This is a genomic window from Caulobacter sp. BK020, assembly GCF_004342605.1.
In the GTDB taxonomy this organism is placed as follows: Bacteria; Pseudomonadota; Alphaproteobacteria; order Caulobacterales; family Caulobacteraceae; genus Caulobacter.
This window is the reverse complement of record NZ_SLZL01000004.1, coordinates 73,770-95,365: the sequence shown is the minus strand read 5'-3', so window position 1 is coordinate 95,365 and position 21,596 is coordinate 73,770. Positions and strand designations below refer to the sequence as shown.

General features: G+C 70.8%; 24 protein-coding genes. 9 read left to right on the top strand and 15 right to left on the bottom strand.

All coding sequences use genetic code 11. From position 1 onward, the window contains the following. Window positions 1–4 precede the first annotated feature (4 nt). From EV278_RS06315 to EV278_RS06260, 12 genes are read right to left on the bottom strand one after another with little or no spacing between them, the layout of a single operon-like run. Window positions 5–664, bottom strand: coding sequence for a hypothetical protein (locus EV278_RS06315; RefSeq protein ID WP_132088190.1), 660 nt, complete (start codon window positions 662–664; stop codon window positions 5–7). Beyond that, window positions 661–1,140 (bottom strand): hypothetical protein, encoded by a 480-nt coding sequence (locus EV278_RS06310; protein ID WP_132088187.1) that lies wholly within the window; start codon window positions 1,138–1,140, stop codon window positions 661–663. Before EV278_RS06310 ends, EV278_RS06315 begins: the two co-directional genes overlap by 4 nt. After that, a complete protein-coding gene (locus EV278_RS06305) occupies window positions 1,137–2,450 on the bottom strand; it encodes a FliI/YscN family ATPase (protein WP_132088184.1) in 1,314 nt (437 codons plus the stop codon). The genes EV278_RS06310 and EV278_RS06305 overlap by 4 nt, the downstream gene beginning before the upstream one ends. Then, entirely contained in the window at window positions 2,447–3,043 is a 597-nt protein-coding gene (locus EV278_RS06300; RefSeq protein ID WP_132088181.1) for a FliH/SctL family protein, read from the bottom strand. The genes EV278_RS06305 and EV278_RS06300 overlap by 4 nt, the downstream gene beginning before the upstream one ends. Next, window positions 3,040–3,630, bottom strand: coding sequence for a hypothetical protein (locus EV278_RS06295; RefSeq protein ID WP_132088178.1), 591 nt, complete (start codon window positions 3,628–3,630; stop codon window positions 3,040–3,042). The genes EV278_RS06300 and EV278_RS06295 overlap by 4 nt, the downstream gene beginning before the upstream one ends. Beyond that, window positions 3,627–4,367, bottom strand: coding sequence for a type III secretion inner membrane ring lipoprotein SctJ (sctJ, locus tag EV278_RS06290; protein WP_132088175.1), 741 nt, complete (start codon window positions 4,365–4,367; stop codon window positions 3,627–3,629). The genes EV278_RS06295 and sctJ overlap by 4 nt, the downstream gene beginning before the upstream one ends. Before the next feature lie 9 nt (window positions 4,368–4,376). Further along, window positions 4,377–4,772 (bottom strand): hypothetical protein, encoded by a 396-nt coding sequence (locus EV278_RS06285; protein ID WP_132088172.1) that lies wholly within the window; start codon window positions 4,770–4,772, stop codon window positions 4,377–4,379. A 25-nt stretch (window positions 4,773–4,797) separates the two neighbouring features. Beyond that, the gene (locus EV278_RS06280) at window positions 4,798–5,103 is read right to left on the bottom strand and encodes a hypothetical protein (RefSeq protein ID WP_243692105.1); all 306 of its coding nucleotides are present in this window, start codon (window positions 5,101–5,103) and stop codon (window positions 4,798–4,800) included. Between the two features lie 26 nt (window positions 5,104–5,129). Next, window positions 5,130–6,269 carry a hypothetical protein gene (locus EV278_RS06275; protein WP_132088169.1) on the bottom strand — a complete coding sequence of 380 codons (1,140 nt, stop codon included), beginning with the start codon at window positions 6,267–6,269 and terminating at the stop codon, window positions 5,130–5,132. Between the two features lie 5 nt (window positions 6,270–6,274). After that, window positions 6,275–8,182 carry a type III secretion system outer membrane ring subunit SctC gene (sctC, locus tag EV278_RS06270; protein ID WP_132088166.1) on the bottom strand — a complete coding sequence of 636 codons (1,908 nt, stop codon included), beginning with the start codon at window positions 8,180–8,182 and terminating at the stop codon, window positions 6,275–6,277. Between the two features lie 13 nt (window positions 8,183–8,195). Next, entirely contained in the window at window positions 8,196–10,205 is a 2,010-nt protein-coding gene (locus EV278_RS06265) for a flagellar biosynthesis protein FlhA (RefSeq protein WP_132088163.1), read from the bottom strand. Between the two features lie 21 nt (window positions 10,206–10,226). Continuing rightward, window positions 10,227–10,688: a lytic transglycosylase domain-containing protein gene (locus EV278_RS06260; protein ID WP_132088160.1), complete on the bottom strand. Its 462-nt coding sequence runs from the start codon at window positions 10,686–10,688 to the stop codon at window positions 10,227–10,229. Between the two features lie 502 nt (window positions 10,689–11,190). Here EV278_RS06260 and sctU point away from each other — a divergent pair. The 6 genes from sctU (at window position 11,191) to EV278_RS06230 (ending at window position 15,647) form a co-directional block, all read left to right on the top strand. Next, window positions 11,191–12,363, top strand: coding sequence for a type III secretion system export apparatus subunit SctU (sctU, locus tag EV278_RS06255; RefSeq protein ID WP_132088157.1), 1,173 nt, complete (start codon window positions 11,191–11,193; stop codon window positions 12,361–12,363). Beyond that, window positions 12,360–12,740, top strand: a complete 381-nt coding sequence (fliO, locus tag EV278_RS06250) for a flagellar biosynthetic protein FliO (protein WP_132088154.1) — start codon at window positions 12,360–12,362, stop codon at window positions 12,738–12,740. The genes sctU and fliO overlap by 4 nt, the downstream gene beginning before the upstream one ends. Window positions 12,741–12,836: 96 nt before the next feature. Beyond that, window positions 12,837–13,475 (top strand): hypothetical protein, encoded by a 639-nt coding sequence (locus EV278_RS06245; RefSeq protein WP_132088152.1) that lies wholly within the window; start codon window positions 12,837–12,839, stop codon window positions 13,473–13,475. A gap of 101 nt (window positions 13,476–13,576) precedes the next feature. Then, window positions 13,577–14,335, top strand: a complete 759-nt coding sequence (locus tag EV278_RS06240; protein ID WP_132088149.1) for a DUF6683 family protein — start codon at window positions 13,577–13,579, stop codon at window positions 14,333–14,335. A 77-nt stretch (window positions 14,336–14,412) separates the two neighbouring features. Further along, entirely contained in the window at window positions 14,413–14,913 is a 501-nt protein-coding gene (locus EV278_RS06235) for a hypothetical protein (RefSeq protein WP_132088146.1), read from the top strand. Beyond that, window positions 14,910–15,647 (top strand): DUF6683 family protein, encoded by a 738-nt coding sequence (locus tag EV278_RS06230; protein ID WP_132088143.1) that lies wholly within the window; start codon window positions 14,910–14,912, stop codon window positions 15,645–15,647. The genes EV278_RS06235 and EV278_RS06230 overlap by 4 nt, the downstream gene beginning before the upstream one ends. Window positions 15,648–15,745: 98 nt before the next feature. Here the strand turns inward: EV278_RS06230 and EV278_RS06225 are convergent, their stop codons facing one another. From EV278_RS06225 to EV278_RS06215, 3 genes are read right to left on the bottom strand one after another with little or no spacing between them, the layout of a single operon-like run. Beyond that, complete coding sequence (locus EV278_RS06225) at window positions 15,746–16,261, bottom strand: hypothetical protein (RefSeq protein ID WP_132088140.1); 516 nt, start codon at window positions 16,259–16,261, stop codon at window positions 15,746–15,748. Then, window positions 16,258–17,022 (bottom strand): hypothetical protein, encoded by a 765-nt coding sequence (locus EV278_RS06220; RefSeq protein WP_132088137.1) that lies wholly within the window; start codon window positions 17,020–17,022, stop codon window positions 16,258–16,260. The genes EV278_RS06225 and EV278_RS06220 overlap by 4 nt, the downstream gene beginning before the upstream one ends. Window positions 17,023–17,065: 43 nt before the next feature. Then, window positions 17,066–18,820, bottom strand: coding sequence for a LysM peptidoglycan-binding domain-containing protein (locus EV278_RS06215; RefSeq protein ID WP_132088134.1), 1,755 nt, complete (start codon window positions 18,818–18,820; stop codon window positions 17,066–17,068). A 147-nt stretch (window positions 18,821–18,967) separates the two neighbouring features. Here EV278_RS06215 and EV278_RS06210 point away from each other — a divergent pair, with 147 nt between their 5' ends. The 3 genes from EV278_RS06210 to EV278_RS06200 all read left to right on the top strand — a co-directional run bounded on the left by EV278_RS06210 (window position 18,968) and on the right by EV278_RS06200 (window position 21,407). Beyond that, window positions 18,968–19,906 (top strand): Mbeg1-like protein, encoded by a 939-nt coding sequence (locus tag EV278_RS06210; RefSeq protein WP_132088131.1) that lies wholly within the window; start codon window positions 18,968–18,970, stop codon window positions 19,904–19,906. Window positions 19,907–19,924: 18 nt separating this feature from the next. After that, window positions 19,925–20,818 carry an ankyrin repeat domain-containing protein gene (locus EV278_RS06205; RefSeq protein ID WP_132088130.1) on the top strand — a complete coding sequence of 298 codons (894 nt, stop codon included), beginning with the start codon at window positions 19,925–19,927 and terminating at the stop codon, window positions 20,816–20,818. A gap of 187 nt (window positions 20,819–21,005) precedes the next feature. Next, window positions 21,006–21,407 (top strand): helix-turn-helix domain-containing protein, encoded by a 402-nt coding sequence (locus tag EV278_RS06200; RefSeq protein WP_132088127.1) that lies wholly within the window; start codon window positions 21,006–21,008, stop codon window positions 21,405–21,407. Window positions 21,408–21,596: the final 189 nt, after the last annotated feature.

The following is a 21,596-nucleotide window of genomic DNA, read 5'->3' as shown; positions in this document are numbered from 1 at the left end:
CTCATCAGCGCACCTTCGGAATCAGGCGCTCGAAGTCGCCGTCGTCCGCCTCGACCTGCAGGTCGGCCAGGGTCAGGCCCCGCACCTCCAGTCGCTTGCGCAGGGCTTCCAGCGCCTTGGTCACCTCGGGCGTGGCGTTGGGATGGGCGGCGAGGGTGAGGGAGAGCGATCCGTCCGCGCCGCGCGCCAGGCCCAGGCCCGTCAACGGCGAGCCGCGATCGGCCAGGCCCATGGCCACGCCCTTGGAGGCGTTGCCCCCGGCCGCCAGCCAGGCCTTCTCCATGGCCGCGGCGAAGGCCTCGATCTCCGCCCCCGTGGCCCCGGCCGGCGGCTGGACGACGACGGGTTCGGCCGCACCATGCGCCGCGCCGGGCACGCCGACGCCTTCGACGGGCGGCTTGTCGGTCGAGGCGGCGTCGGCGCTCTGGAAGTCGCGGGCGGGACCGAACAGGGCGGACAGATCGGCGCCGTCCTCGGTCCTGTCCTCGTCCTCGCGTTCGGTGCGGGACGGCTGTTGGCGGGCCGCCGGCGCATGGCGTTCGGCCGCCTGTCGCAAGGCGGCGTTGAACTCGGCCCCGCGCCACGGCGTGGCCGGCTCGCTGGCCGGATGGTGCTGAGGCGGGGTCGGACGTTCGGCCGACGAGACGTCGCGGGTGGTGGTCATCGCGTGGCCCTCCGGATGGGCAGTTCCTCGATCTCCTGCTGCTGACGCTCGTCGCGCCGAGCCAGCAGGGCCGAGCGGGCGCGGTCGCGCTGGCCGCTCATCGCCTCGAACCGACCCTGGGCGCGGACCAGCGTCCGCAGGGCGGCGTCGAGGTCCTCCCGCGCCTGCTGGACGGCGAGGCGTTCCTGCTCGCGCAGGTCCAGGTCGCGAGCCCGGGTCTCGGCGACCATCTCGCGGCGGGCCAAGGCGGTCTCGACCATGGCGACCGAGCCGGACAGGCCTTCGGCGAACCAGGCGTCCAGGCGAGCCAGGGCGGCGTCGTGGGCGGCGACGGCGCGGTCGCGGGCGGCCAGGGCGTCCTCGGCGGCGGTCAGGGCGTCGCGGGCCGCGATCGCCTCCAGGCGCGCGACCTCGACCCGTCGCTCGCGCAGACGGACCACGGGGGTCAGGATGTCCAGTTGGCGGCGCGGGTTCATGCGGCGGTCTCCGCCAGGGTCGCCAGGGCGTCGGCCAGGGCGATGCGCTCGTGCGGACCCTGGCGCAGCAGGGCCTCGATCGCCGGCCGCCTGGCGATGGCGATGTCGGCCAGCGGGTCGCCGCCGGCCTTGTACTCGCCGATCTGCAACAGGAATTCGATGTCGGCGTACTTGGCCATCCAGCCGCGCACCCTGGCCGCCTGAGCCTGGTGCCCGGTCGAGGTCACGCGCGGGAACACTCGGCTGAGGCTGGCGGCGATGTCGATCGCCGGATAGTGGCCGGCCTGGCCGAGCTTGCGCGACAGATAGATGTGGCCGTCCAGGATCGAGCGGACCTCCTCGCCGACCGGGTCGCCGCCGTCCTCGTCCTCGACCAGCACCGTGTAGAAGGCGGTGATCGCACCGCCCTCGGCCGCGCCGGCCCGTTCGAACAGCCGCGGCAACTCGGCGAAGACCGACGGCGGAAATCCCCGGCGCACCGCGGGCTCGCCCACCGACAGGCCGATCTCGCGCAGGGCTCGGGCGAAGCGGGTGACGCTGTCCATCTGCAGCATGACCTTGCGGCCCCGGGCCCGGAAGCCCTCGGCGATGGCGGTGGCGACGTGGGCGGCGCGCACCCGCTCCATGGCCGGCCGATCGGAGGTCGAGACGATCACCACCGAGCGCGCCAGGCCTTCCGGACCCAGGCAGTCGTCGAGGAACTCGCGCACCTCGCGCCCGCGTTCGCCGATCAGGGCGATGACATTGACGTCGGCCTGGGCGTGGCGCGCGAACATGCCCAGCAGGGTCGACTTGCCGCCGCCAGCCATGGCGAACACCCCGACCCTCTGGCCTTCGCCGGTGGTCAGCAGGGTGTCGACGCTGCGCACGCCGGTGGCGAAGACGGTGTCGATCGGCGCGCGGGCCAGGGGATTGGGCGCCTCGCCATAGACCGCCTGCGGGCGCAGCGGACCGGCGATCGGGCCCAGGCCGTCCAGGGGTTCGCCATGGGCGTCCAGCACCCGGCCCAGCTGGCCGTCGCCGACCCCGACTTCGCTGCGGCGCGGGCCGGCCAGAACCTCGGCGTCGATCGACAGGCCTTCCAGCCGCGTCAGGGGCGTCAGGATGGCCGCGCCGTCCTGGAAGCCGACCACCTGGGCCTTCACGCGACCGCCGCTGGCGCGGTCGACGATCTCGCACTCCTGGCCGATGCGGGCGTCCAGGCCCGTGGCGCGGATCGTGGTCCCGAAGGCCTGGACGACCCGGCCGCGCCGTTCGACGGTGCGGGCATGGCGCAGGGCGTCGCGCAGGATGGCGTCGGGCGCGGTCATGCGGCGGCCTCGTCGCGGGCGGCGAATACGGTCTCCAGGGCCTGCAGCTGGACCTCGAGCCCGGCGTGGGTACGGCCTGACGGGGTGTCGAGCACGCAGTCGCCGGTCGCCAGGTCGGGATCGCCCTGCACCTCGATCCGCGCTCCGATCGGCCACAGGCGGCGGCTGACGGCGCCGACCGCCTCGGGCGCGACGCGGACGCCGATCGGCTCCTCGGGCAGCAGGTCGCGCGCGGCCTGTTCGGCCAGGGCGGCCAGCACCTCCTCGGGCGCCAGGCCGGCGGCGATGCGGCGGACGATGTCCAGGGCCAGGGCGGCGGACGAGGCGCGCAGGCGAGCCCGTTCGGCCTGCAGAGCGTTGTGCACGCCGGCCAAGGTCTCGGCGGTCTCGCGTGCGGCCTTGGCGGCGCCCTCCGCGCGGCCCTGGGTGAAGCCTTCGGCGACGGCGGTGTCGCGCGCGGCCTGGCGGTGGGCCTCCAGGCCCGCAACAACCTCGGCGGCCTCGGCGAGGTGGGCGACGTCCTCGCGGCGCAGGATCGGGTCGTCGGTCAGCAGGACCGCGGAGGGGGCGGAGGCGAGCAGCAGGTAGCTCATGCGGCGGCCTCCATCAGGCCGGCCTCGAGAGCCAGCAGACTTCCGCGCGCGGCGTGCAGGGCGGCCTGGCCGACGGCGGCCGGCAAGGGCCAGGGCTGGGCGTCCAGAAGGTGGGCCAGGCGCATCGACAGGGCGGGGCGGTCCGCCAGCTCCGACAGCAGCACCGCCGCGCCCAGGTCGCGCAGGCCCTCGTCGCTGGCCAGCGCGGTGTCGCAGGGCGAGGGCGGGATCAGGCCGGGCGGCGTGGCCAGCACCGCATCCAGCGTCGCCTCGCCCAGCCGACGCGCCAGGCGGGCCAGAACGCGGCCGTCGATCGTGCGGCGAAGGGCGGGCGCGCAGGCCATGGCGGCGGCCAGGTGGACGAACAGGTCGCGGCGCTCGACCGGCCAGGACGCCCAGTCGGGCAGGGCGGCGACGTCGGCGAACGCCACCGCCGGGGCGCAGCCGCGTCCGGCGTGCTCGGCCAGCCGGCGCGACAGGCGGCGAGCCCGGGCGCCCAGGTCGACCGGGAGGCCGGCCGGCGCGCCGGCGGCGTCGAGCACGCGCGCCTGGGCCACGATCCGGGCTCGGGCGTCGGCGCCGCTCATGCCGCCGGCCTCTCGGTCTCGACCGCGCGCAGGCGGGGCCGTGGCTTCTTCTTCGGACGGCGAGTCAGCAGGTAGGCCGCCACCCCGCCCACGGCCAGCACCACGGCGATGGCCGGCACGGTCAGGGACTTGACGGCCGAGGGTTGGGCCTGGGTCATCACCGGCCGGGCCGGGAACATCACCACCGTCACCTTGTCGTAGGGCAGGCCCTCGATCGAGTTGGTGACCAGCGCCTTGATCGAACCCACCTGGCCCGACAGGTCGACGTCGGGATTGTGGCGGATGAACACCGAGGCCGACGACGGTTTCTGGGTCTCGGCCAGCGGGTCGGCCTCGGGCACGGCGATATGCACCCGCGCCTGGACCACGCCGTCGATCGACGAGATGGTCTGGCTCAGCTCCTGGCTGAGGCCGTACATCAGCCGGGCCCGCTGCTCCATCGGCGAGGAGACGAAGCCCTCCTTCTTGAAGACGTCGCCCAGGCTCTCGAACTTGTCGCGGGGATAGCCCTGGTCGTGCAGCACGGCCACGGCGGACGAGAATTGCTCGGGCCGGGTCTTGAGGGTCCAGACCTTGCCGTCCTTGGTGCTCTTGGCGGCCGACACGCCGGCGTTCTGCAGCACGGCGACCATCTCGTTGGCCTCGCGTTCGGAGAGATCGCCGTAGAGTTCCTTCTCGGCGCAGGCCGAGAGGAGCAGGGCGGTGGCGGCCAGGACGGCCAGAAGGCTCCTGCGCATGGCTGCCTCCTAGGCCTGTTGCCGGAACAACTGCTGCAGGCCGTCGGACGTGCGGTTGGCGATGTTCGAGGTCAGCTGGCAGTTGAACATGAACTCGTGGCACTGGACGGTCAGGCCGATCATCTCGCCGGGCGTGATCGCCGCGCCCTTGGCCTCGGCCGCCCTGGCGTGGGCCGCCAGGTTCGAGGCCTGGCCGTTGACGAACTCCAGCTGGTTGAAGATGCCCTTCATGGCCGGAGCCAGGGCTTCGGGACCACCGAGCCCCGACGGGGCCTGGGCGCCGGCGGTGTGCAGGGCGTTCTGGAACTGGACCGCGTCGGTCATGGTCGCGCCGTAGCCGACCTGGGTGACCTGGGCTTCCTGCGGGGCGACCAGGGCCGCCGCCGAAACGGGATCGAAGGACATGACGTCTCTTCCGATTGAGGGACCGCTAGTTCTTGCGGGCCATGGTTTCGAGGGCCCGGCCGACGCTGTCGACCGAGGTGGATTCGGAATTGGCCATGAAGTTCATGCGCAGGCTCTCGGCGGTGAGCATGGCCATGACCGAGGGCTTGTCCTCGCCGCCCGGGCCGATCTGGTCGGCCAGTTCGGTGATCTTGACCGCCTGGGCGTCGAGCGTCTGGCCCCAGGCGTGGGCCATGGCCTCGAACCAGGTGCCGGGACGGTTCTTGTTGTTGGTGCCCTGGAGGGTGGAGGCCAGGGAGAGGCTGCCAAACCCCTGGATTTCGTCGGCCATGGTCGTTCTCCTTCTCGGATTGGATTTCAGAACATCAGCTTGGTCTGGGCCCCGCCCTTCTCGACGGTGACCGCCTGGCTTTCGACGGCCACGATGCGGTCGCCGGTCGGCAGCATCGCGCCGGCGAAGTAGCGGGCGCCGTCGGCGGTGGCGACGTAGCCGGCGTCGCCGCCGACCACCGACACCACCCGCTTGCCGGGACCTTCGTCGAACACCTTGCCGAACCGGTCGCCGCCGTCGACGCGCGAGATGTCCAGGGCGCGCAGGCCACGAACGTCGGCCAGCGCCACCTTCTGCACCTTGGCGACTTCCTCGGCGGGGCCGGTGACCTGCACCTGCACCCGCGCCAGGCCGTTGGGCCGGGCGGTGGCGGCCAGGCCGTTGGCCATGAACACGTCCTCGACGTTCTGGGCCAGGGACTCGCTGGTCTGCACCTCGATGCGGGCCGGCACCTGGCGGGCGTCGACGATCTGGCGCAGCCGGTCCTTGTCGGCCTCGCGGTTCAGCACCCCGGCGATCACAAGCTTGTCGCCCTCGCCCGGCTTGACCGCCAGGGCGCCGTAGCCTTCCTCGCGCAGCAGGGCGTGGACCTGGCTGGCGCTGGCGTGGGGACCGCCCCAGATCGGGGCGTTGGCGGCGGCGTAGGTCACACAGGCGAGGGCCGCGCCGAACACCAGGCCGGGCACGAGGTGCGGCGTGCCGCGCACCACGGCCACGGTGCGGTCGAATAGCCGGCGGGCGATCGTCTCGCCATAATCGTGGTCGGCATCGGCGACGTCGTGGGCGGCGCTCGGCGGGGCGGTGGCCAGCAGCCGCTCGGCCTCGGCCCAGCGGGGACTGTCCTCCAGCCCGATGGCCACGGCGTTGTCGCCGACCAGCAGAGGCACGTAGAACGGCAACACCGCTCGGGACGGCGCGGCCAGGACGTGGCCGAGCATCTCGGCGCGGCCTTCCAGGATCTCAAGGTCGGCGGCGTCCTCCCGCGCCGTCAGCCGGACGCGGATCCCCTTGGCGCTGGGATCGCGCAGCACGATGTCGGCGTCGAAGCCATGGCCAAGGTCCACCGGCTCGCCGTCGCCGAGCGGGGCGGAGGCGCCCCGCACGCGGCCGGCCAGCACCTTGAGGACGAGGGTTTCCGAGGACGTTTCGAGGGCTGTGTCGAACATGGCGCCTAACTCGGGTTGGGGATGGGTTGCATCGTGCCGCTGGCGGGCGGGGCCGCCGACGGGGGGACGGGAGGCTGCGTCGTGCGACTGGTCCTGGCCGCGCGGGGCGGCTTCTTGCGGTCGACGGGCAGGGGCGGGGCCGAGGGCAGGGGGGCGGTCTCGAAGCCCGAGGCCGGGGCCTCGTAGCGCAGGCCCGCCTGGGTTGTGGATCGCGCGCCGATCGAGGCCAGGCGCGGGGTGATCAGGAACATCCGCTCGACGCGGCCGCTGCTGCGCGATTGCACCTTGAACAGGTTCCCCAGGCCCGGAATGCTGCCCAGCACCGGGATCTTGGTGGAGTCGTTGGTGTCGGACTGCACGGTCATGCCGCCCAGCAGCAGGCTCTGGCCTTCGACGATCAGGGCCTGGGTGTTGAGCGCCGAGCGCCGGACCACCGGGATGTTGTCGACGCTGGCGTTGGTCAGGGCCCCGTCCTCGATGCTGACCAGCATGCGGATCCGGGTCTGGTTGTTGTCGCGCGTGACGTGCGGCGTCACCCGCAGCGTGGTGCCGCTGCTGACGTTGAACAGGTCGACGTCGCGCTCGCCGGCCAGGCGGACGTAGAAGTCGCGGGTGTTCTGGAACACCGCCTCGACATTGGACAGGGTGACGACCTGCGGCCGTGAGACGACCCGGGCCACGCCCTCGGTCTCCAGGGCGTTGAGCCGGGCCGAGAAATAGTCGCCGTTGCCGATGATCGTCGAGGCCACCAGGCCGGTGGCCGACTTGGGCGAGGTGTTGCCGCGCACCAGGTTGCTGTCTTCCAGGCCGGCCGGCGCATTGGGGCCGCGGCCGAACTGGACGCCGCCGTTGCCGTCGTCGAACCGCCAGTTGACGCCCAGGTCACGGGCCTTGGTGGTGTCGATGTCGATGATCGCCGCCTCGATCTCCAGCAACTGCGGCTCGACGTCGAGGGCCCGGACCAGCTCCTCATAGGCCGACATCCGCTCGGCCACGTCGCGGACGATGACGGCGTTCAGCCGGGAGTCGGCCTGGATCCGAACCGGGTTCTGCGGCGAGTAGACGCCCGTCTGCTCGCTGGCCAGGGGCAGGCCCAGGGTGCCTTGGTCGTTGGCGTAGCCCGGACCGCCTGGGTTGGGCGTGCCCAGCGTCGCCAAGCCTTGGCCCCGCAGGCCCTGGACCGCGGCGGGGATCAGGCTCTCGCTGCGGGCGCTGGCGCCGGTGCGCTCGTTGGGATCGGAATTGACCAGCGAGCGCACGATCGAGGCGACGCCGGGAATGGTCACCTGCTTGGAGCCCACCGTCAGGTTCACGTCGTCGGCCCAGCCGTAGCGCAGATAGAACACCCGGTACTGCAGGGTCGGCGAGGCGGCCTCGGCCTGGGCCCCGCCGCGCGCCAGCTCGTCGATCTGCTGTAGGAAGCGCGGCGCGCCGGACGCCAGCAGCATGTCGCCGGTGGCGCGCAGGGTGTTGCGATTGTCCAGCATCCCCAGCTGCCGGGCCGCCCGGTCCACCCGTCGCGAAGCCGAGGCCGAGATCGGGAAGCTGCGGCTGGACAGCTGCGAGGCGGTGTAAACATAGGCCGCGCCGCCGTCGTAATAGGTGACCAGATCGAAGGCCTTGGAGACGTCGGCGTCGATCTTGGCGGCCGGGCCCTTGAAGACACCGTTGATCGTGCCGGCCACCGACGACGAGATCACCACCGGCACGCCGATCTGGCTGTAGAAGTTCTGCAGGAACTGGCTGATCGGCTGCTCCCGCGCCGTCAGGTCCACGGTGCGCGCGCCCAGGGGGACCTCGCCGGCGACGGCGGCCGGCGGCGGGATCAGCAGGGCGGCGCCGAGGCCGGCGGCGAGCAAGGTCTTTCGCCAGGCGCGGCGGGAAGCGGTGGCGTAGTCCGGTCGTAGGCGCATTCCGTCTCCAGGTTCAGGCCGCGGCCGGCGCGGTTTGGGGCGGTTCGGGATCGTTCGGCACGACGGTCAGCGGCTCGCGCGGGAAGGCGACGCGGCCGGCGATGTCGAGTTTCAGGGTGGGCAGCAGCTCGTGGAACGACAGCACGCCCAAGTCGAAGCGAGCGGGCTCGATCAGCTTGCGCACATGCCGGCGCAGGTCGATGGCGGCCAGCAGGACCGGCGCCTGGGTGTCGTCCACCTTGGCCAGGATGGCGTCGGTGATCCGGCGCGACATCTCCGGATCCAGCGCCAGCTGCTGGGCGCCCCCGCCGGTGCGGATGGCCTCGCGCAGGTGCTGTTCCAGCGGCGGCTCCAGCACCACGGCCCGCAGGGCGCCGTCCGGGGCGTAGCGGTGGCTGATCTGGCGGCGCAGGGCGACCCGCGCGAACTCGGTCAGGGCGAACGGATCCTTCTCGCGCTGGCCGGCGTCGGCCAGGGATTCCAGGATGTCGCGCAGGTTCCGCAGCGGGACTTCTTCCTCGGCAAGGCGGCGCATCACCTCGGCGATGCGGGCCAGGGGCAGGGCGCGGGCGGCTTCCTTGACCACCTCAGGATAGTCGGCGCCGGCCCGGTTCAGCAGGGTGCTGGCCTCCTGGATGCCGACGAACAGGCCGGTGTTGCGGCGCAGGGCCTGACGCACGGCCTCTTGCAGGGCGGACAGGTCCGACGGGTCCGCCAGCTCGCCCGCTCCGATCGGGGCCTCGAAGGCCAGCAGCCGCCAGCGGGCGGGACCGGCGGGCTCGCCGTAGTGGAACGAGGCGCGGGGCAGGGCGACGCCGAGCCGGACCTCGAAGCTTTCGAGCACCTCCTCCAGCGCCCGGGCCAGGACCGCGCCCTCGTGGCGGCGCACGCCGTCGCCGTCCAGCTCCAGCAGCAGGGGCACGATCGGCTGGGCGTCGAGGGTTCGGGTCTGGGCCGCGACGGGCGGGGCCTTGGCCTCCTCGGCCAGGGCGCGCCCGGGGGCGAACCGCCGGGTCAGCCTGGACCGCAGATCGACGTCCAGCAGGGCGCCGGTGACCAGGGCCACGCCGCCCAGCAGCAGGAACACCGGGGCGGGGAAGCCGGGGATCAGGGCCATCAGCCAGCAGATGCCGCCCGACACAAGGAACACCCGGGGCTTGGCCGCGAACTGCTTGCGCACCGCGTCGCCCAGGTGGCTGTCGCTGTCCTCGTCGGTGGTGCGGGTGACGATCAGGCCGGCGGCCATGGCGCCCAGCAGGGCCGGGATCTGGGTGACCATGCCGTCGCCGATGGTCAGGATCGAGTACTTGTGGATCGCCGCGCCGAACTCCAGCCCCTGCTGGATCATGCCGATGGCCAGGCCCCCCAGCAGGTTGATCACCACGATGATGATGCTGGCGATGGCGTCGCCCTTGACGAACTTCATCGCCCCATCGAGGCTGCCGTGCAGCTTGCTTTCCATCTCCAGGACGCGGCGGCGACGCTTGGCCTCGTCCTTGTCGATCATGCCCGAGCGCAGGTCGCTGTCGATCGACAGCTGCTTGCCCGGCATGGCGTCCAGGCTGAAGCGCGCGGCCACTTCGGCGACCCGTTCGGCGCCCTTGGCGATGACGATGAACTGCACGACGGTGATGATCAGGAACACCACCAGCCCGACCACCAGGTTGCCGCCGGCCACCAGGGTCCCGAAAGTGTCGATGATATGCCCGGCGTGGCCCTCGATCAGGATCATCCGGGTCGTGGCGATCGACAGGGCCAGGCGATACAGGGTGGTGATCAGCAGCAGGCTGGGAAAGACCGAGAACTCGACGATGGTCGAGATGTAGATCGCCACCAGCAGCAGCATCACGCCGAAGCAGATGTTGACCGCCACCAGGGTGTCCAGCGCCAGGGCCGGCAGCGGCAGGATCATCAGCCCGACGATGGCCACCACGCCAGCGACCAGGAACAGGTCGCTGAACCGCGCGACCAAGCCCTGATCGGGACGGCGCTGCAGGCGCTTGAGATAGGATTCGACGCTCATCGCTTCGGCCCTTCGTCCCGCCTATTGGCTGCCGCGCGCCGAGACGAGGGTGCGGTACCGGCCCATGACGCTGGTCACGTAGCCCTGGGTCTCGCGATAGGGCGGGGTCTTCAGGCCGTACTTGATCACCGCGCCCTCGCCGGCGTTGTAGGCCGCCAGCACCAGTTCCAGATTGTTGCCGAAGCGGTGCTGCAGGGTCTTCAGATAGGCCGCGCCGGTGCGGATGTTGATCATCGGATCGCTCAGCTCGACCAGCGGTTCGCGGACCCCGAAGCGCTTGGCCGTGGCCGGCATGATCTGCATCAGGCCCCGGGCGCCCTTGGGCGAGACGGCGGCGGCGTTGCCCCGCGATTCCACGTGCATGACGGCGCGCAACAGGTCCGGGTCGATGTTGTAGTCACGGGCGACCGCGGCGGTCTGGTTGGCATAGAGCGCGGTTCCCGCCAGCCCCCGCGAGGCGACGACGGTGGGCGTCGGGACCATCCGGCCCGCAGAGATGACCGCAGTCGCCGAGACGGGCGCGTCATAGAGCCTGAGCTGTTCGGATGCCGCCGTTGGTTGAGTTTCAACCCTGCAATCGGCCAGCGCCAAGGAAAACTTCTCGTTGAGCGCCTGGCTTGAGCTGAATTTCAGCCCGTCCTCCGTCTCGCATTCATAAGCAAGTGCTGAGCTGGATGAAATCAATATTAAACAGGCAATAGTTGGCGCTACGCAGAACTTGCGCATTCATTGGTTCCCTCGTGTAGCGCCCCGTCTGTTTTCCCGACGATTTAAAGGTTAACTTTAGGCTGTCTGACCTGTCAACTGCGCATTCGTGACAATTTTTAAGCGCGGTATACTGATATAATGGCGAGATAGTCCAAGCTTAAGCTTATGATCATCTATGGTTCAGGTTGTCATCTTTCTGCCCCATTTGGATATGAACTCGTCAAATTCGTTGGCCGATCAACGGTCAAGGACCGGCGTTTCTTCGTGAGCACACGCTATGGCTGAGAAGAATGACGGTGGCGACAAGACCGAAAAGCCGACGCCCAAGCGCCTGTCCGACGCCCGCAAGAAAGGCGATGTCCCCAAGAGCAAGGACGTCACCTCGACGGCCGTCCTGGGCGCCTGGCTGCTCTTGGGGCTGATGGCGGCCGGCTTCACCCTGGACCGGCTGGGCGGGCTGTTCGACGAGATCTTCGCCGTGATGGACCGCCCGTTCGCCGAGGCCTGGCCGATCGCCGGCGCCGCCGCAGGAAGGGCCTTCGTCTCCATCACGGCGATGCTGCTGCTGCCGATCGCGATCTTCGGCATGCTGGCCGAGTTCGCCCAGGTCGGGCCGGTCTTCACGCTGGAGAAGATGAGCCCGAAGATGTCGCACATGAACCCCGGCGAGGGGCTCAAGCGGATGTTCAACACCGACAACCTGTTCGAGGTGGTCAAGTCGCTGGCCAAGACCCTGCTGCTGGTGGTGCTGACCTGGATCGTCGCCGCGGCGGCGTTCGACAAGCTGATGGCCGTGCCGACCGGCGAGGCCGACGGCGCGCTGGCGGCCTATGGCGGGATCACCTTCCAGCTCCTGGCCGGTACGGTGGGGGTGTTCCTGTTCGTGTCGATGCTGGACTTCGCCTACCAGAAGTTCTCGTTCACCAAGAAGATGCGGATGAGCCGTCGCGACATCCGCCAGGAGATGAAGGATTCTGAGGGCGATCCCCACGTGAAGGCCCATCGCCGCCAGCTGCACCAGGAGTGGGCGCAGCAGAACGCGGTGCAGGCGGCGCGCGACGCCTCGGTGCTGGTGGTCAACCCGACCCACATCGCCTGCGCTCTGGCCTACGACCCGGCGGAGCACGCCGTGCCGGTACTGCTGGGCAAGGGGGAGGGGTTGATCGCCCAGGCCATGCGCGAGGCGGCCGAGGCCGGCGGCGTGCCGATCATCCGCAATGTCGAGCTGGCCAGGGCGCTGCGCGACAAGGTGGCCGTCGACGACATCATCCCGCAGGACCTGTTCGCGGCTGTCGCCGAGGTCATCCTCTGGGCCCGCCGCCTGCGCGAGGAGGCGGCAGGTGAACCTTCGCCGGGCGAATCGCGTTCCAGCCCGGACGGCGCCGCTTCGGGCCCCATCTTCCCGCCGCCGCCGGAGGGCGGCTTCCGGCCTGATCAGGAGCCCCAGTGAACCTCGCCAGCGCGCTGCTCGAACTGCTGACGGTCGCCGTCGCCCTGGCCATCGTGCTGGGCCTGGCGTTCTTCTCCCTCAAGCTGCTGAAGCGCCTGCAGGCCGGCGCCCCCAGCGACGACCAGATCCGCTATCTGCGCGCTCTGCCGGTGGGCCAGCGCGAGCGGCTGACCCTGGTGGCCTATCGCGACGAAGTGTTCCTGCTGGGGGTCACGGCCGGCCAGATCACGGTCCTCGACCGCCGGCCCCGCTCGCCCGAGGAACTGGCGGCCGAAGCCAGCGCCGCCGAACAGGCCCGTCGCCGCGCCGCCCAGCCTCCGACGGCCCTGCGCCGGCTGATAGGGAAAACCCTAGCTAGGGAACGCCCCGACTTCTGACGAACGGCGCGGAATGGTTGTCTTCTATCGCCAGGTCACGGCGATGAGCGCCAGGCAGACCCAAGGCGCCAGATTTCACATCGCGGAGTCCCAATCATGTCCGGTATCTTCAGCGGCGGCGGTCTCAACATCGGCAGCCTGTTCAGCACCGTCGCCCTCGCGGCCCTGACGGGCGGCACCTCGCTGGCCTTCCAGTCGATCTTCCAGCAGATCATCAGCTCGGTCGCCAGCCAGGTGATCCAGCAGGTCGGTCAGCAACTGGGCCTCCCGCAAGGCGTGATCGACATGGCGCAAGGCGTCTTCCAAGCCGCCAGCGGCAATCCGGGCGGCGCGGCCCAGAGCCTGACCGAGGCCGTGCAGAACGCGGGCGACGCCTTCAACCTGAACCCGCAGCAGCAGGGCGATCTGCAGCGCACCGCCGAGGACGTGGCCCAAAGCTGGACCCGCTCGATCCTCGATCAGGTCCGCGACGGCGGCGAAGCCAAGTCGACCAAGGGCGACAGCTTCCTGGTCGCCCTGGCCAAGGCGCTGGGCAAGGTCATGGACAACAAGATGGGTCAGATGAAGGCCAAGACCGATCAGCTGGGCGGCCTGGACTCCAAGGACTCCAAGTACGGCCAGCTGACCGCCGAGATCCAGGCTCTGGGTCAGGAAATGAACATGGTCAGCCAAGCGCTGAACAACTCGATCAAGTCCATCGGCGAAGCCGGCTCGGCCCTGGCCCGCAAGGGTTAAGCTCAAGCTTTGCAGTACAGAAAGACAGGCGGTCCTTGGACCGCCTGTCGTTTTGTTGTCAATATTGCACGTCAGGGTTGGAAAAAACTGGAGAAAGCCGGATGAAACGCTGCCTTGTCCCCGTGTTGAGCGCCATGGTGTTGGCCGTGGGCCTTCCCGCCGCGGCCCAGGACTTTCCCAGCATCGGCAGCCAGTATATCGACTTCGGCTCGTCCATGATGGCCGTCGGCCAGATGAACAACGTGCTGGGCAACACTGTGCGGGGGGGCGGAAGCGGCGCCCGCCGGGTGGGCGGCGGCGCTGGCGCCGGACTGTCGGCGTCGCGGCAGGCCGTGTCGGTCAACACCCGTTACCGCGCCTCGCCCGCCGTAACCACGCGGGTCAAGAGCCAGTTCGCCGATTTCGTGGCCAAGACCGACCCCGCCAACGGTCCCCGTCTGCGCCAGGCGGTCCAGCAGAACGATCTGCTCGGCGCCTGGGAAAAGCATGTCTCGGTCGATGGCCTGCGCCGGGGCGACGTGGCCGATGCGATGGCCGCTTACTGGGTGCAAAACTGGCAGATCGCCAACAAGGTGCCCTTCACCGACCGCACTCAGGTCCAGGCCGTCCGGGGCCAGGTCTATCGGGCGCTCGGGGCGAACCCGCAGTTCGCCCGTCTCGACGACGCCGCCAGGCAGGAGATGGCCGAGGTGTTCATGTACAATTTCGTCGCCCAGGGCTCGGCGTTTTCGGACGCCACGGCCAAGGGCGACAAGAGCCTGGCCAGCCGGCTCTCGGACGCCGCGGTCGCGCGCTTCCGCAGCGAGATGAACGTCGATCTGCGCCAGTTGAGGCTGACCCCGGCCGGCTTCGTGCGCTGAAGCTTCGTGACCGCTGGGGAAAACCCCAATAGTCGCGCCGGACCGCTTGGCGCAGGTTAGGAGCAGGAGGCTCCGTCATGATCGTGCAAGATCTTCCCGGCCCAGGGCGCGCCGCGGCCGCCGCTCCCGCCCGCGATGGCCGTCTCGATGAGGCGGTCGACCGTTTTCGGCGCAGCGGCGAACTGGATGGCGCGGCCTTCGCCGAAGCCGACCGCGCAGAGCTGACCTCCGCCCTGCGAGGGTTGCCGCCGGCTCAGCGTGGCGCGTTGGAGGGGGCGCTGCTCGCCGAAGGACTGGGCGGGCTGCTGAACGGCGTCGGCGGCGTGGTCGACGACGCGGCGGGCGCGGTGGAGGACACGGCCGACACGGTCGCCGATCCGGCGATCGAAACCCGCTCCGAGCGCACCAACGGCAATTTCCAGGCGGCGGTCCACGACCAGTGGTGGACGCAGATGCGCGGCCAGGCCCAGATGGACGTCACCCTGGCCTTCCACCACAAGCTGGATCGGCCCGCCGCGGCCCTGGCGAACCTGACCCGCACGGACGCCACCGCGCCGGCGCCGGAGTCGAAGGTTTGAAGATCCTGGGATCGATTGGCCTGGCGCTGCTCATGGCCCTGACCGGCGCGGTCACGTCCGTCCACGCCCAGGACATGCCGACCGTTCTGCCGAACGACTATGTCCTGAAGGACATTCTCAACCAGCAGCGTGTCGAGGCGGCCATCGGCGCGCGGCCGGGCGAGGCGAGCCGGCGGGCGCCGACTCCGAGCCAGCCTCGTTCGACCTCGATCACCACTGTCTATCGTCCGGCCCCGGCGGTCAGCGCCAGAGTACGGCGTCAGTTCGCCGACTGGATGGGCAAGCAGACCAGTCCGGAAGAGGGGCGTCGCGTGGCGCAGCTGCTGGAGCGCGGCGACCCGGTGCGCGACTGGGCGCAACTGGTCGGCGGCGATGGCCTGCGACCGGGCGATGCGGCCGACGCCTTGGCCGCCTACTGGATCCTCAACTGGGTGATCGCCAACAACGCCGACAGCGACCGCGCCCAGGTCCTGGCCGTTCGCCAACAGGTCCGGGCCATCATGGCGGGCAATCCGGCGTTCGCGCGCCTGGACGACCCTGGCCGCCAGGAATTCGCCGAGACCTTGATGCTGAACTTCCTGGTCCAGCAGGCGGCCTATGTCGACGCCCTCAAGCGCGGCGACTGGCCGACCCAGAAGCGGCTTGGCGACGCCGCGGTGGCGCGCTTTCGAAGCGAGATGGGCGTCGATCTGCGAGGGCTGCGCCTGACCGCCGGCGGCTTCGTTCGAGCCTAGAGTAAATCGCGCAAAGTCAAAATCGCACGATTTACTCTAGACTTTTGTTTTCGCATCCCTTTTGCGGAAAACCGGCGTCCACTTTTCCGCGCGATGCTCTAGCAGGCGTCGCGCAGGTCCTGGGTCGCGCCGTCGATGATCCGCACGAATTGTTCCACCGCGTCGGCGCGGGCCGCGCCAGGAGCGGGATCGCGTTGCAGGCCGGCGGCGATGGCCCGCATCAGCGGCTCGACCAGGGCGGCCGGCGTCATGTGCGGCTTGTCGATCGCCTGGGCGCGCAGCTCGCGGGCGAAGTCGGCCAGCACCCGCTCGATCCGGCCCGCGTCGACCGGCGATGTGGCCGACAGGCGGCCGGCCACGGTCTGGCCGCTCTGGGCCGCCAGAGTGCGCAGGTCGCCGCCGACCTGCGCCATGCTGCTCTGGCCGTGCTCGGACCAGGTCTGGGCCACGGCGCCGGCGCGGTCGCCGCCGCGCAGGGGATCGACCAGGGCCGCGCCGGCGATGGTGGCCATCGCCTCCAGCGCCAGCCGCGCCACCCCGGCTCGTGCGGCGGTCGTCGATGGCGAGGAGGTCGAGAACTCAGCGCTGGCGGTGCGTTCGACCGGACGGATCATGATTTGGCCGCCTCCACCTTGGTGACCCGCAGACTCGGCTTGAGCGCATCCCAGCCGACCACGGCGCCGATGGCCTGGATGCTGTTGCGTCCGTCGGCCAGTTCCTCGTTCTCGCCGTCGAAGGTGAGGATCGCGGTGGCGCGGCCGTCCTGCCGGACGGCGAAGCGGGCCCATGGATAACCCTCGACGATCTGCAGCCGGGCGTCCGGATAGGCGGCGCGGAGATCGGCGATCGAGGCGCCCGGCCGCAGGGCGGCGACGCCCTTCTGCGCCGCTCCGGCGCGGACGTAGCGGCCCGAAAGGTCGGCGCCGACGCCGCAGCCCTGGAAGTCGGTGCTGACGATCGCGCCTTGCGGACGAAGGTCGACCTTCACGCCGGCGGGACGGGCGGCCAGGTCCTGGGCGCTGACCGACAGGTCGGTCCCTTCGAAGGGAACGACCCTGGCCTCGATCGTCTGGTTGTTCAACGGACCTTCCGCCTCGATCTCACAGTCCGCCGCAGCCCCGGCGCCGTCCGCCGCGCTGGAGCCCCCCTTGAGGCTGACGCGCCATCCAGCGCCGGCCGGGGCGAGGGTCAGGGCGGCGCGCCGATCGCCCTGCATGGCGTAGGTCCCGGCGGGCGAGGCCTTGGCGGCCGGCGCCGTCTGGGAAGCGGATCCGGCGGCGGCGTCAGGCGGGGGGGAAGCGACTGCCGCCGCCGGGCGCTCGCAACCGGCCAGGGCCAGGGCAAGGACAAGCAGGGGAAACAGGCGAGGGGGCATGAGCCGACAACGCGGCGAGGTCCCGACGGTTCTCACGCGGCGCTCATCGGTCGAGCATCGCCAGGGCGTCGCGCCGCTCGTCGCCGAACCGGGCCGCGATCGAGGCCTGGACCTGGGCCGAAGAGCTGGTGAAATAGGCCAGGCCGCCGCTGGCGTCGCGCTTGCCGCGCTCGTCGTAGATCGCGTTGATCAGCGCCCGGTCATAGGTCTGACCGTCCGACGGCGTGACGCCCTGCGCCTCCACCTTGGCCATCGCCTTGACGATGGCGTTGGTCTCCGGGCCGTGCTGCACCGAGGTCGACCAGGCCACGTCCTTCAGGGCCGCCGAGCGGGTCGAAAGATCCAACCCCGTGGCCGCCTGAACGTGGGCGACCTGGACGTCGTAGTGGGTGCGCTGGATATAGGCGTGCTGGGCGGCCTTGAACGCCTCGGGTTCGCGCGCCGCGATCGCCTTCCAGGTCGCCGTGAAGCTGGCCGAGCCGGGAGCCGCGGCGCCGAACTCCGCCGCCCAGCTCCGGCCCTCGTTGGCCAGGAACTGCTGCGGACGCCCGAGGTTTCCGGCCAGCTGGTAGCTGCCGTAGGACACCCCGCCCGGGTCGCCGGCTCCCGACGACACCGTGCCGGGGCCGCGGCCGCCGGTCTCGTACCGCTCGGACAGGGCGCCCAGCTGGGCGTTGTCGCTGTACGCTGCCTGGACGGTCGTGGCGCCGCCGGGCGCCGCGTGGCGGTCTACATCCACCAGCACGTAGTTGAAGGTCTTCTGATCGCCCAAACCGTTCCAGAACGCGCGGAAGTCGGCCGGCTTCAGGGTCTGGCAACCGGCCGAGCCGGTGTTGCTGTTGCCGCCGGCGTGGAACAGGAACGAATTGTCGGTGCTCTGACCCTTGCCCCGCGGATCAGTGGCGTCGATCCGGCCGTCGTGGTTGGTGTCGCGTTCGACGCTCACAGGGCCCGTCGGCCGCAGCACGTCGCCCAGGCTGTCGCTGCGGCTTTTCTGGAAGTTGACCGTGCCCTCGGCCAGGCGGCCCAGCTCCAGGCGGCCGTCGCCATTGAAGTCCGAACCGAAGCGGCCGTCGTACTGGCCGGAGGGCTCGGTATTGGCCGAGAACTCCGTCGCGGTTCCGCCGGACGCGTTGGCCTGAATCACCACGACGCGGTCGTCATAGGCGCCCTTGCCGCCGTTGATGTTGACGGCGGTGTCGGTGCGCAGGCCCAGGATCACCTGCCGGCCCGCGGCCAAGTCGGCCTTGGCCTCCGCGCCGCCATAGGCGTTCACATAGCCGGCATAGAGCTCGTACTTCTGGCTGGCGCTGAGCCCCGCCGTCGAGGGCAGGGCGCCCGTGGGGCGGCTTGCGGCCTGGGTCTGGACCGGCGTCGCGGGAGAAACGGCCGTCGTCCCGGTCCGCACGCCGGCCCGCACGGGCGCCGCGCCAGCGCCTGGGACCCGCAGTTCCTGCCCCACATGGATCAGGTTCGGATTGGCCAGGTGGTTCGCCTGGGCGATCGCCTGCCAGGAGACGCCGAGGTTGGCGCCGATCTTGGACAGGGTGTCGCCGTCGGCCACACGATACGAGCGGGGCTCGCCGCCGGCCGGAAGAGTGAGGACCTGACCGGGGCGGATCAGGTTGGGATTGACGATCTGCGGATTGGCGCGGATCAGGGCGTCCAGCGACACGCCGCGCTCCGCCGCGATGCCCGACAGGGTCTCGCCGGGCTTGACCAGGTGCTCGTCGGGCGAGGCTCCGGAGCGTCCGCCGCCGGTCGCCGACGCCTGGATGTTCAGGGACACGCTGGTCATGGGGACGCTCCTCGCACGGACAACTGTCCCGAACGCTACGCCCCGCGGCCGCCCCGCATAACTAGGGAAGACCCTAGCTAGGCGTTCGCCCTCGCCGCCTCCAGCATGCAACGATCCCGACAGTTCCTGCCGATCCAGGGAGGCGTCATGCGCATTGAGAGCGGATCAACGACGGCGATCGGCGCGGCGCGCGAGCCGCAGGTCGTCGCGATGTCCGTCGACGCGGCTGTCGCCGCCGATTGGGCGGCCCCGACCGCCAGGGCGCCGATCAGCGTGGCGGCGGTCGGCAAGGCTCAGGCCAGCGCCGCGGTCGCGGCCAACCCCGGCGGCCAGGCCGAGGAGCTGGCCCGGGCCAAGGTGCACCTGGCCCTGGCCAATGACGTCTACAACGACACGCCCAACCCGCCCGCCGGCTGGCGCGTGGCGGGCGAGGACGATCTGGCGCGGCTGGGGCTGGACGCCACCGACCTGGAGGAGCCGGGCTCCAGCTTCCGGGCCCGGGTCTACGCCAACGCGGACGGCGGCTACGTGGTCGCGTTCCGAGGCTCGGCCACCGCCGAGGACTGGCGCAACAATTTCCAGCAGGGGCTTGGCCTGGACTCCGGCCACTACGACAAGGCCCTGGTCATCGGCGAGCGCCTGCGCACGGCGGGCGAGGACGTCACCCTGACCGGCCACTCCCTGGGCGGCGGCCTGGCCTCGGCCGCGGCGGTGGCGTCCGGCCTGGAGGCCGACACGTTCAACGCCGCCGGCCTCAGCGCCGACACCCTTGAGGCGGCGCGGGCGAATGGCGCAACCGCCCCGCATGTCGACGCCTACTATCTGGACGGTGATCCGCTGAGCCGGGTGCAGGACGGCGGCGACCGCTGGATCGGCGCGGGGCTGGGCGGGCTGTTCGGCGGTCTGGGCGGCGGGGTTCTCGGCGCGCTGCTGGCCGACGCGCCGGCCGCCTATGGCGACCGCCACCGGTTGCGGCCGGTCGGGCCCGAGGGGCAATCGGGCGACGACGCCTCGCTGGGCGACCTGCATGGCCGCGCCTGGCTGATCTCCAGCCTTGACGCCGCCTATCGCGCGGCGGTCCAGTAGGCCGATGAGGCCTTTCTCATGCTCTTGAGGCTCGCCGTCCTGATGGCGACGATGGTGATGGCGGATCCGGCTGGGGCGGCGTGTTTCGTGAGCGGCACGGCCCTGCCCGATCCCCGCCAGGCGCTGGCGGCGGCCGACCAGGGTCAGGCCGGGCGAGAGGTGATGTCCGCCGTGCTGGACGGCGACGTCGCCGGCGTCGAGCGCCGTTTGGCCGCCGACAAGGGACTGGTCGCCACGCGCGGCGGTCCGAACGGCGACCTGCTGAGCCTGGCGATCGCGCGCTGCGACAAGCCGATGGTCGAGCGCCTGCTGGCCCTGGGCGCGTCGCCCGACGGCGCGGCGGACGCCATCCCGCTCAGCCTGGCCCTGCGGGCGACGGACCCCTGGTTCGCTGATCGGCTTCTGAAGGCCGGCGCCGGGACTGGCCGGCGGGCCGACGGCGCCTACTGGCCGCTGAAGGCGGCGATCGGGCTGAACTCCCTGGGGGCGGTGCGGCTGCTGGTCGCCCATGGCGCGGCGGTCGAGGAGCATGACGCCAGCGGCGCGACGCCGCTGCGCCTGGCGGTCGAGCAGCAAAACTACCGCATCGCGGAGTTCCTGCTGCAGCGGGGCGCCAATCCCTGGAGCGTCGGCGCCAACGGCGAGACCGTAGGGGCGGTGGTCGATGGGCCGATGCGTCCGGGCGAGCCCGAGGAGCAGGCGGCGCGTCAGCGCGTCGTGCCGGTCCTGGAGAAGGCCGGATGGCGCTTCCCGGGCGCGCTGGAGGCGCGCGAGATTCGCCGCCTGGTCCTGGCGGGCGCCTGGCCGCCGGCCGCTGCGCGCGCCGCCGGCTGGACCGAGCCGCCGCCGGCCGCGGTCAAGGCCCGCATGGCCCGCTACTGGGCGGCCGACGGCGAAAAGCGCCCACGCTAGGTCGTGGCCAGCACCGGGTGACGACTCCCGTAAAGGCCGCCTTCGAAACCCTGAATCGCCGACATCCAGGCGTCGCTCGCCTGCGACGATCCGCCTGCAACCAAGCCGCAACCTTGGCTTTATAATGGGCGACAGTGGCGCTTGTCTGGAGGCTTTGGCGTCAAGAGTTTTAGGGAAGGTGAAGACCATGGAAGTCACGTCCGTTTCCGAACCGCATCATGTGGACAGGCACGTCGGGGCCCTTATCCGGGCCAAGCGCAAGGCCCTGGGCATGTCGCAGACCGAGCTGGCCGAGGCGTTGGGCATCACCTTCCAGCAGATCCAGAAATACGAGCGGGGCGCCAACCGCGTCAGCTCGTCCAAGCTCTACGAGATCGCCCTGAAGCTGAACACGCCGCTGGCCGATTTCTTCGAGGGCCTGGATCATCCTGGGATCAGCGGCGACACCCCCGCCGGCGGCCTGATCGACTTTCTCGGGGAAAGCGGCTCGCAGGATCTGGTCGTCGCGTTCAAGGCGATGAACCCCAACCTGCGGCGTCGCCTGGTCGCGCTGGCCAAGGCCATGGCCAACACCGACGACGAGGCCTAAGCGCGCATTACGCCGCTCCGTTCACCCCGAGGGCGGGACCCTGTGTTCCGCCCGACCGGCGCCCTGCAATCAACCCCGCCGCAGTCGCTGCGCGACCAAACTCGAGCGCACACGCTTTGCGACAGTTTGCCGCTCCCCTTGAGGTTGTCAGGTTTACGCTAATTTAAGGCGCGCATCGCAAGTTATGAT

Coding starts and splice junctions, on each gene's coding strand:
- EV278_RS06315 (WP_132088190.1), bottom strand. CDS start 664: ATGACCACCACCCGCGACGTCTCGTCGGCCGAACGTCCGACCCCGCCT.
- EV278_RS06310 (WP_132088187.1), bottom strand. CDS start 1,140: ATGAACCCGCGCCGCCAACTGGACATCCTGACCCCCGTGGTCCGTCTG.
- EV278_RS06305 (WP_132088184.1), bottom strand. CDS start 2,450: ATGACCGCGCCCGACGCCATCCTGCGCGACGCCCTGCGCCATGCCCGC.
- EV278_RS06300 (WP_132088181.1), bottom strand. CDS start 3,043: ATGAGCTACCTGCTGCTCGCCTCCGCCCCCTCCGCGGTCCTGCTGACC.
- EV278_RS06295 (WP_132088178.1), bottom strand. CDS start 3,630: ATGAGCGGCGCCGACGCCCGAGCCCGGATCGTGGCCCAGGCGCGCGTG.
- sctJ (WP_132088175.1), bottom strand. CDS start 4,367: ATGCGCAGGAGCCTTCTGGCCGTCCTGGCCGCCACCGCCCTGCTCCTC.
- EV278_RS06285 (WP_132088172.1), bottom strand. CDS start 4,772: ATGTCCTTCGATCCCGTTTCGGCGGCGGCCCTGGTCGCCCCGCAGGAA.
- EV278_RS06280 (WP_243692105.1), bottom strand. CDS start 5,103: ATGGCCGACGAAATCCAGGGGTTTGGCAGCCTCTCCCTGGCCTCCACC.
- EV278_RS06275 (WP_132088169.1), bottom strand. CDS start 6,269: ATGTTCGACACAGCCCTCGAAACGTCCTCGGAAACCCTCGTCCTCAAG.
- sctC (WP_132088166.1), bottom strand. CDS start 8,182: ATGCGCCTACGACCGGACTACGCCACCGCTTCCCGCCGCGCCTGGCGA.
- EV278_RS06265 (WP_132088163.1), bottom strand. CDS start 10,205: ATGAGCGTCGAATCCTATCTCAAGCGCCTGCAGCGCCGTCCCGATCAG.
- EV278_RS06260 (WP_132088160.1), bottom strand. CDS start 10,688: ATGGTCCCGACGCCCACCGTCGTCGCCTCGCGGGGGCTGGCGGGAACC.
- sctU (WP_132088157.1), top strand. CDS start 11,191: ATGGCTGAGAAGAATGACGGTGGCGACAAGACCGAAAAGCCGACGCCC.
- EV278_RS06245 (WP_132088152.1), top strand. CDS start 12,837: ATGTCCGGTATCTTCAGCGGCGGCGGTCTCAACATCGGCAGCCTGTTC.
- EV278_RS06240 (WP_132088149.1), top strand. CDS start 13,577: ATGAAACGCTGCCTTGTCCCCGTGTTGAGCGCCATGGTGTTGGCCGTG.
- EV278_RS06235 (WP_132088146.1), top strand. CDS start 14,413: ATGATCGTGCAAGATCTTCCCGGCCCAGGGCGCGCCGCGGCCGCCGCT.
- EV278_RS06225 (WP_132088140.1), bottom strand. CDS start 16,261: ATGATCCGTCCGGTCGAACGCACCGCCAGCGCTGAGTTCTCGACCTCC.
- EV278_RS06220 (WP_132088137.1), bottom strand. CDS start 17,022: ATGCCCCCTCGCCTGTTTCCCCTGCTTGTCCTTGCCCTGGCCCTGGCC.
- EV278_RS06215 (WP_132088134.1), bottom strand. CDS start 18,820: ATGACCAGCGTGTCCCTGAACATCCAGGCGTCGGCGACCGGCGGCGGA.
- EV278_RS06210 (WP_132088131.1), top strand. CDS start 18,968: ATGCGCATTGAGAGCGGATCAACGACGGCGATCGGCGCGGCGCGCGAG.
- EV278_RS06205 (WP_132088130.1), top strand. CDS start 19,925: ATGCTCTTGAGGCTCGCCGTCCTGATGGCGACGATGGTGATGGCGGAT.
- EV278_RS06200 (WP_132088127.1), top strand. CDS start 21,006: ATGGAAGTCACGTCCGTTTCCGAACCGCATCATGTGGACAGGCACGTC.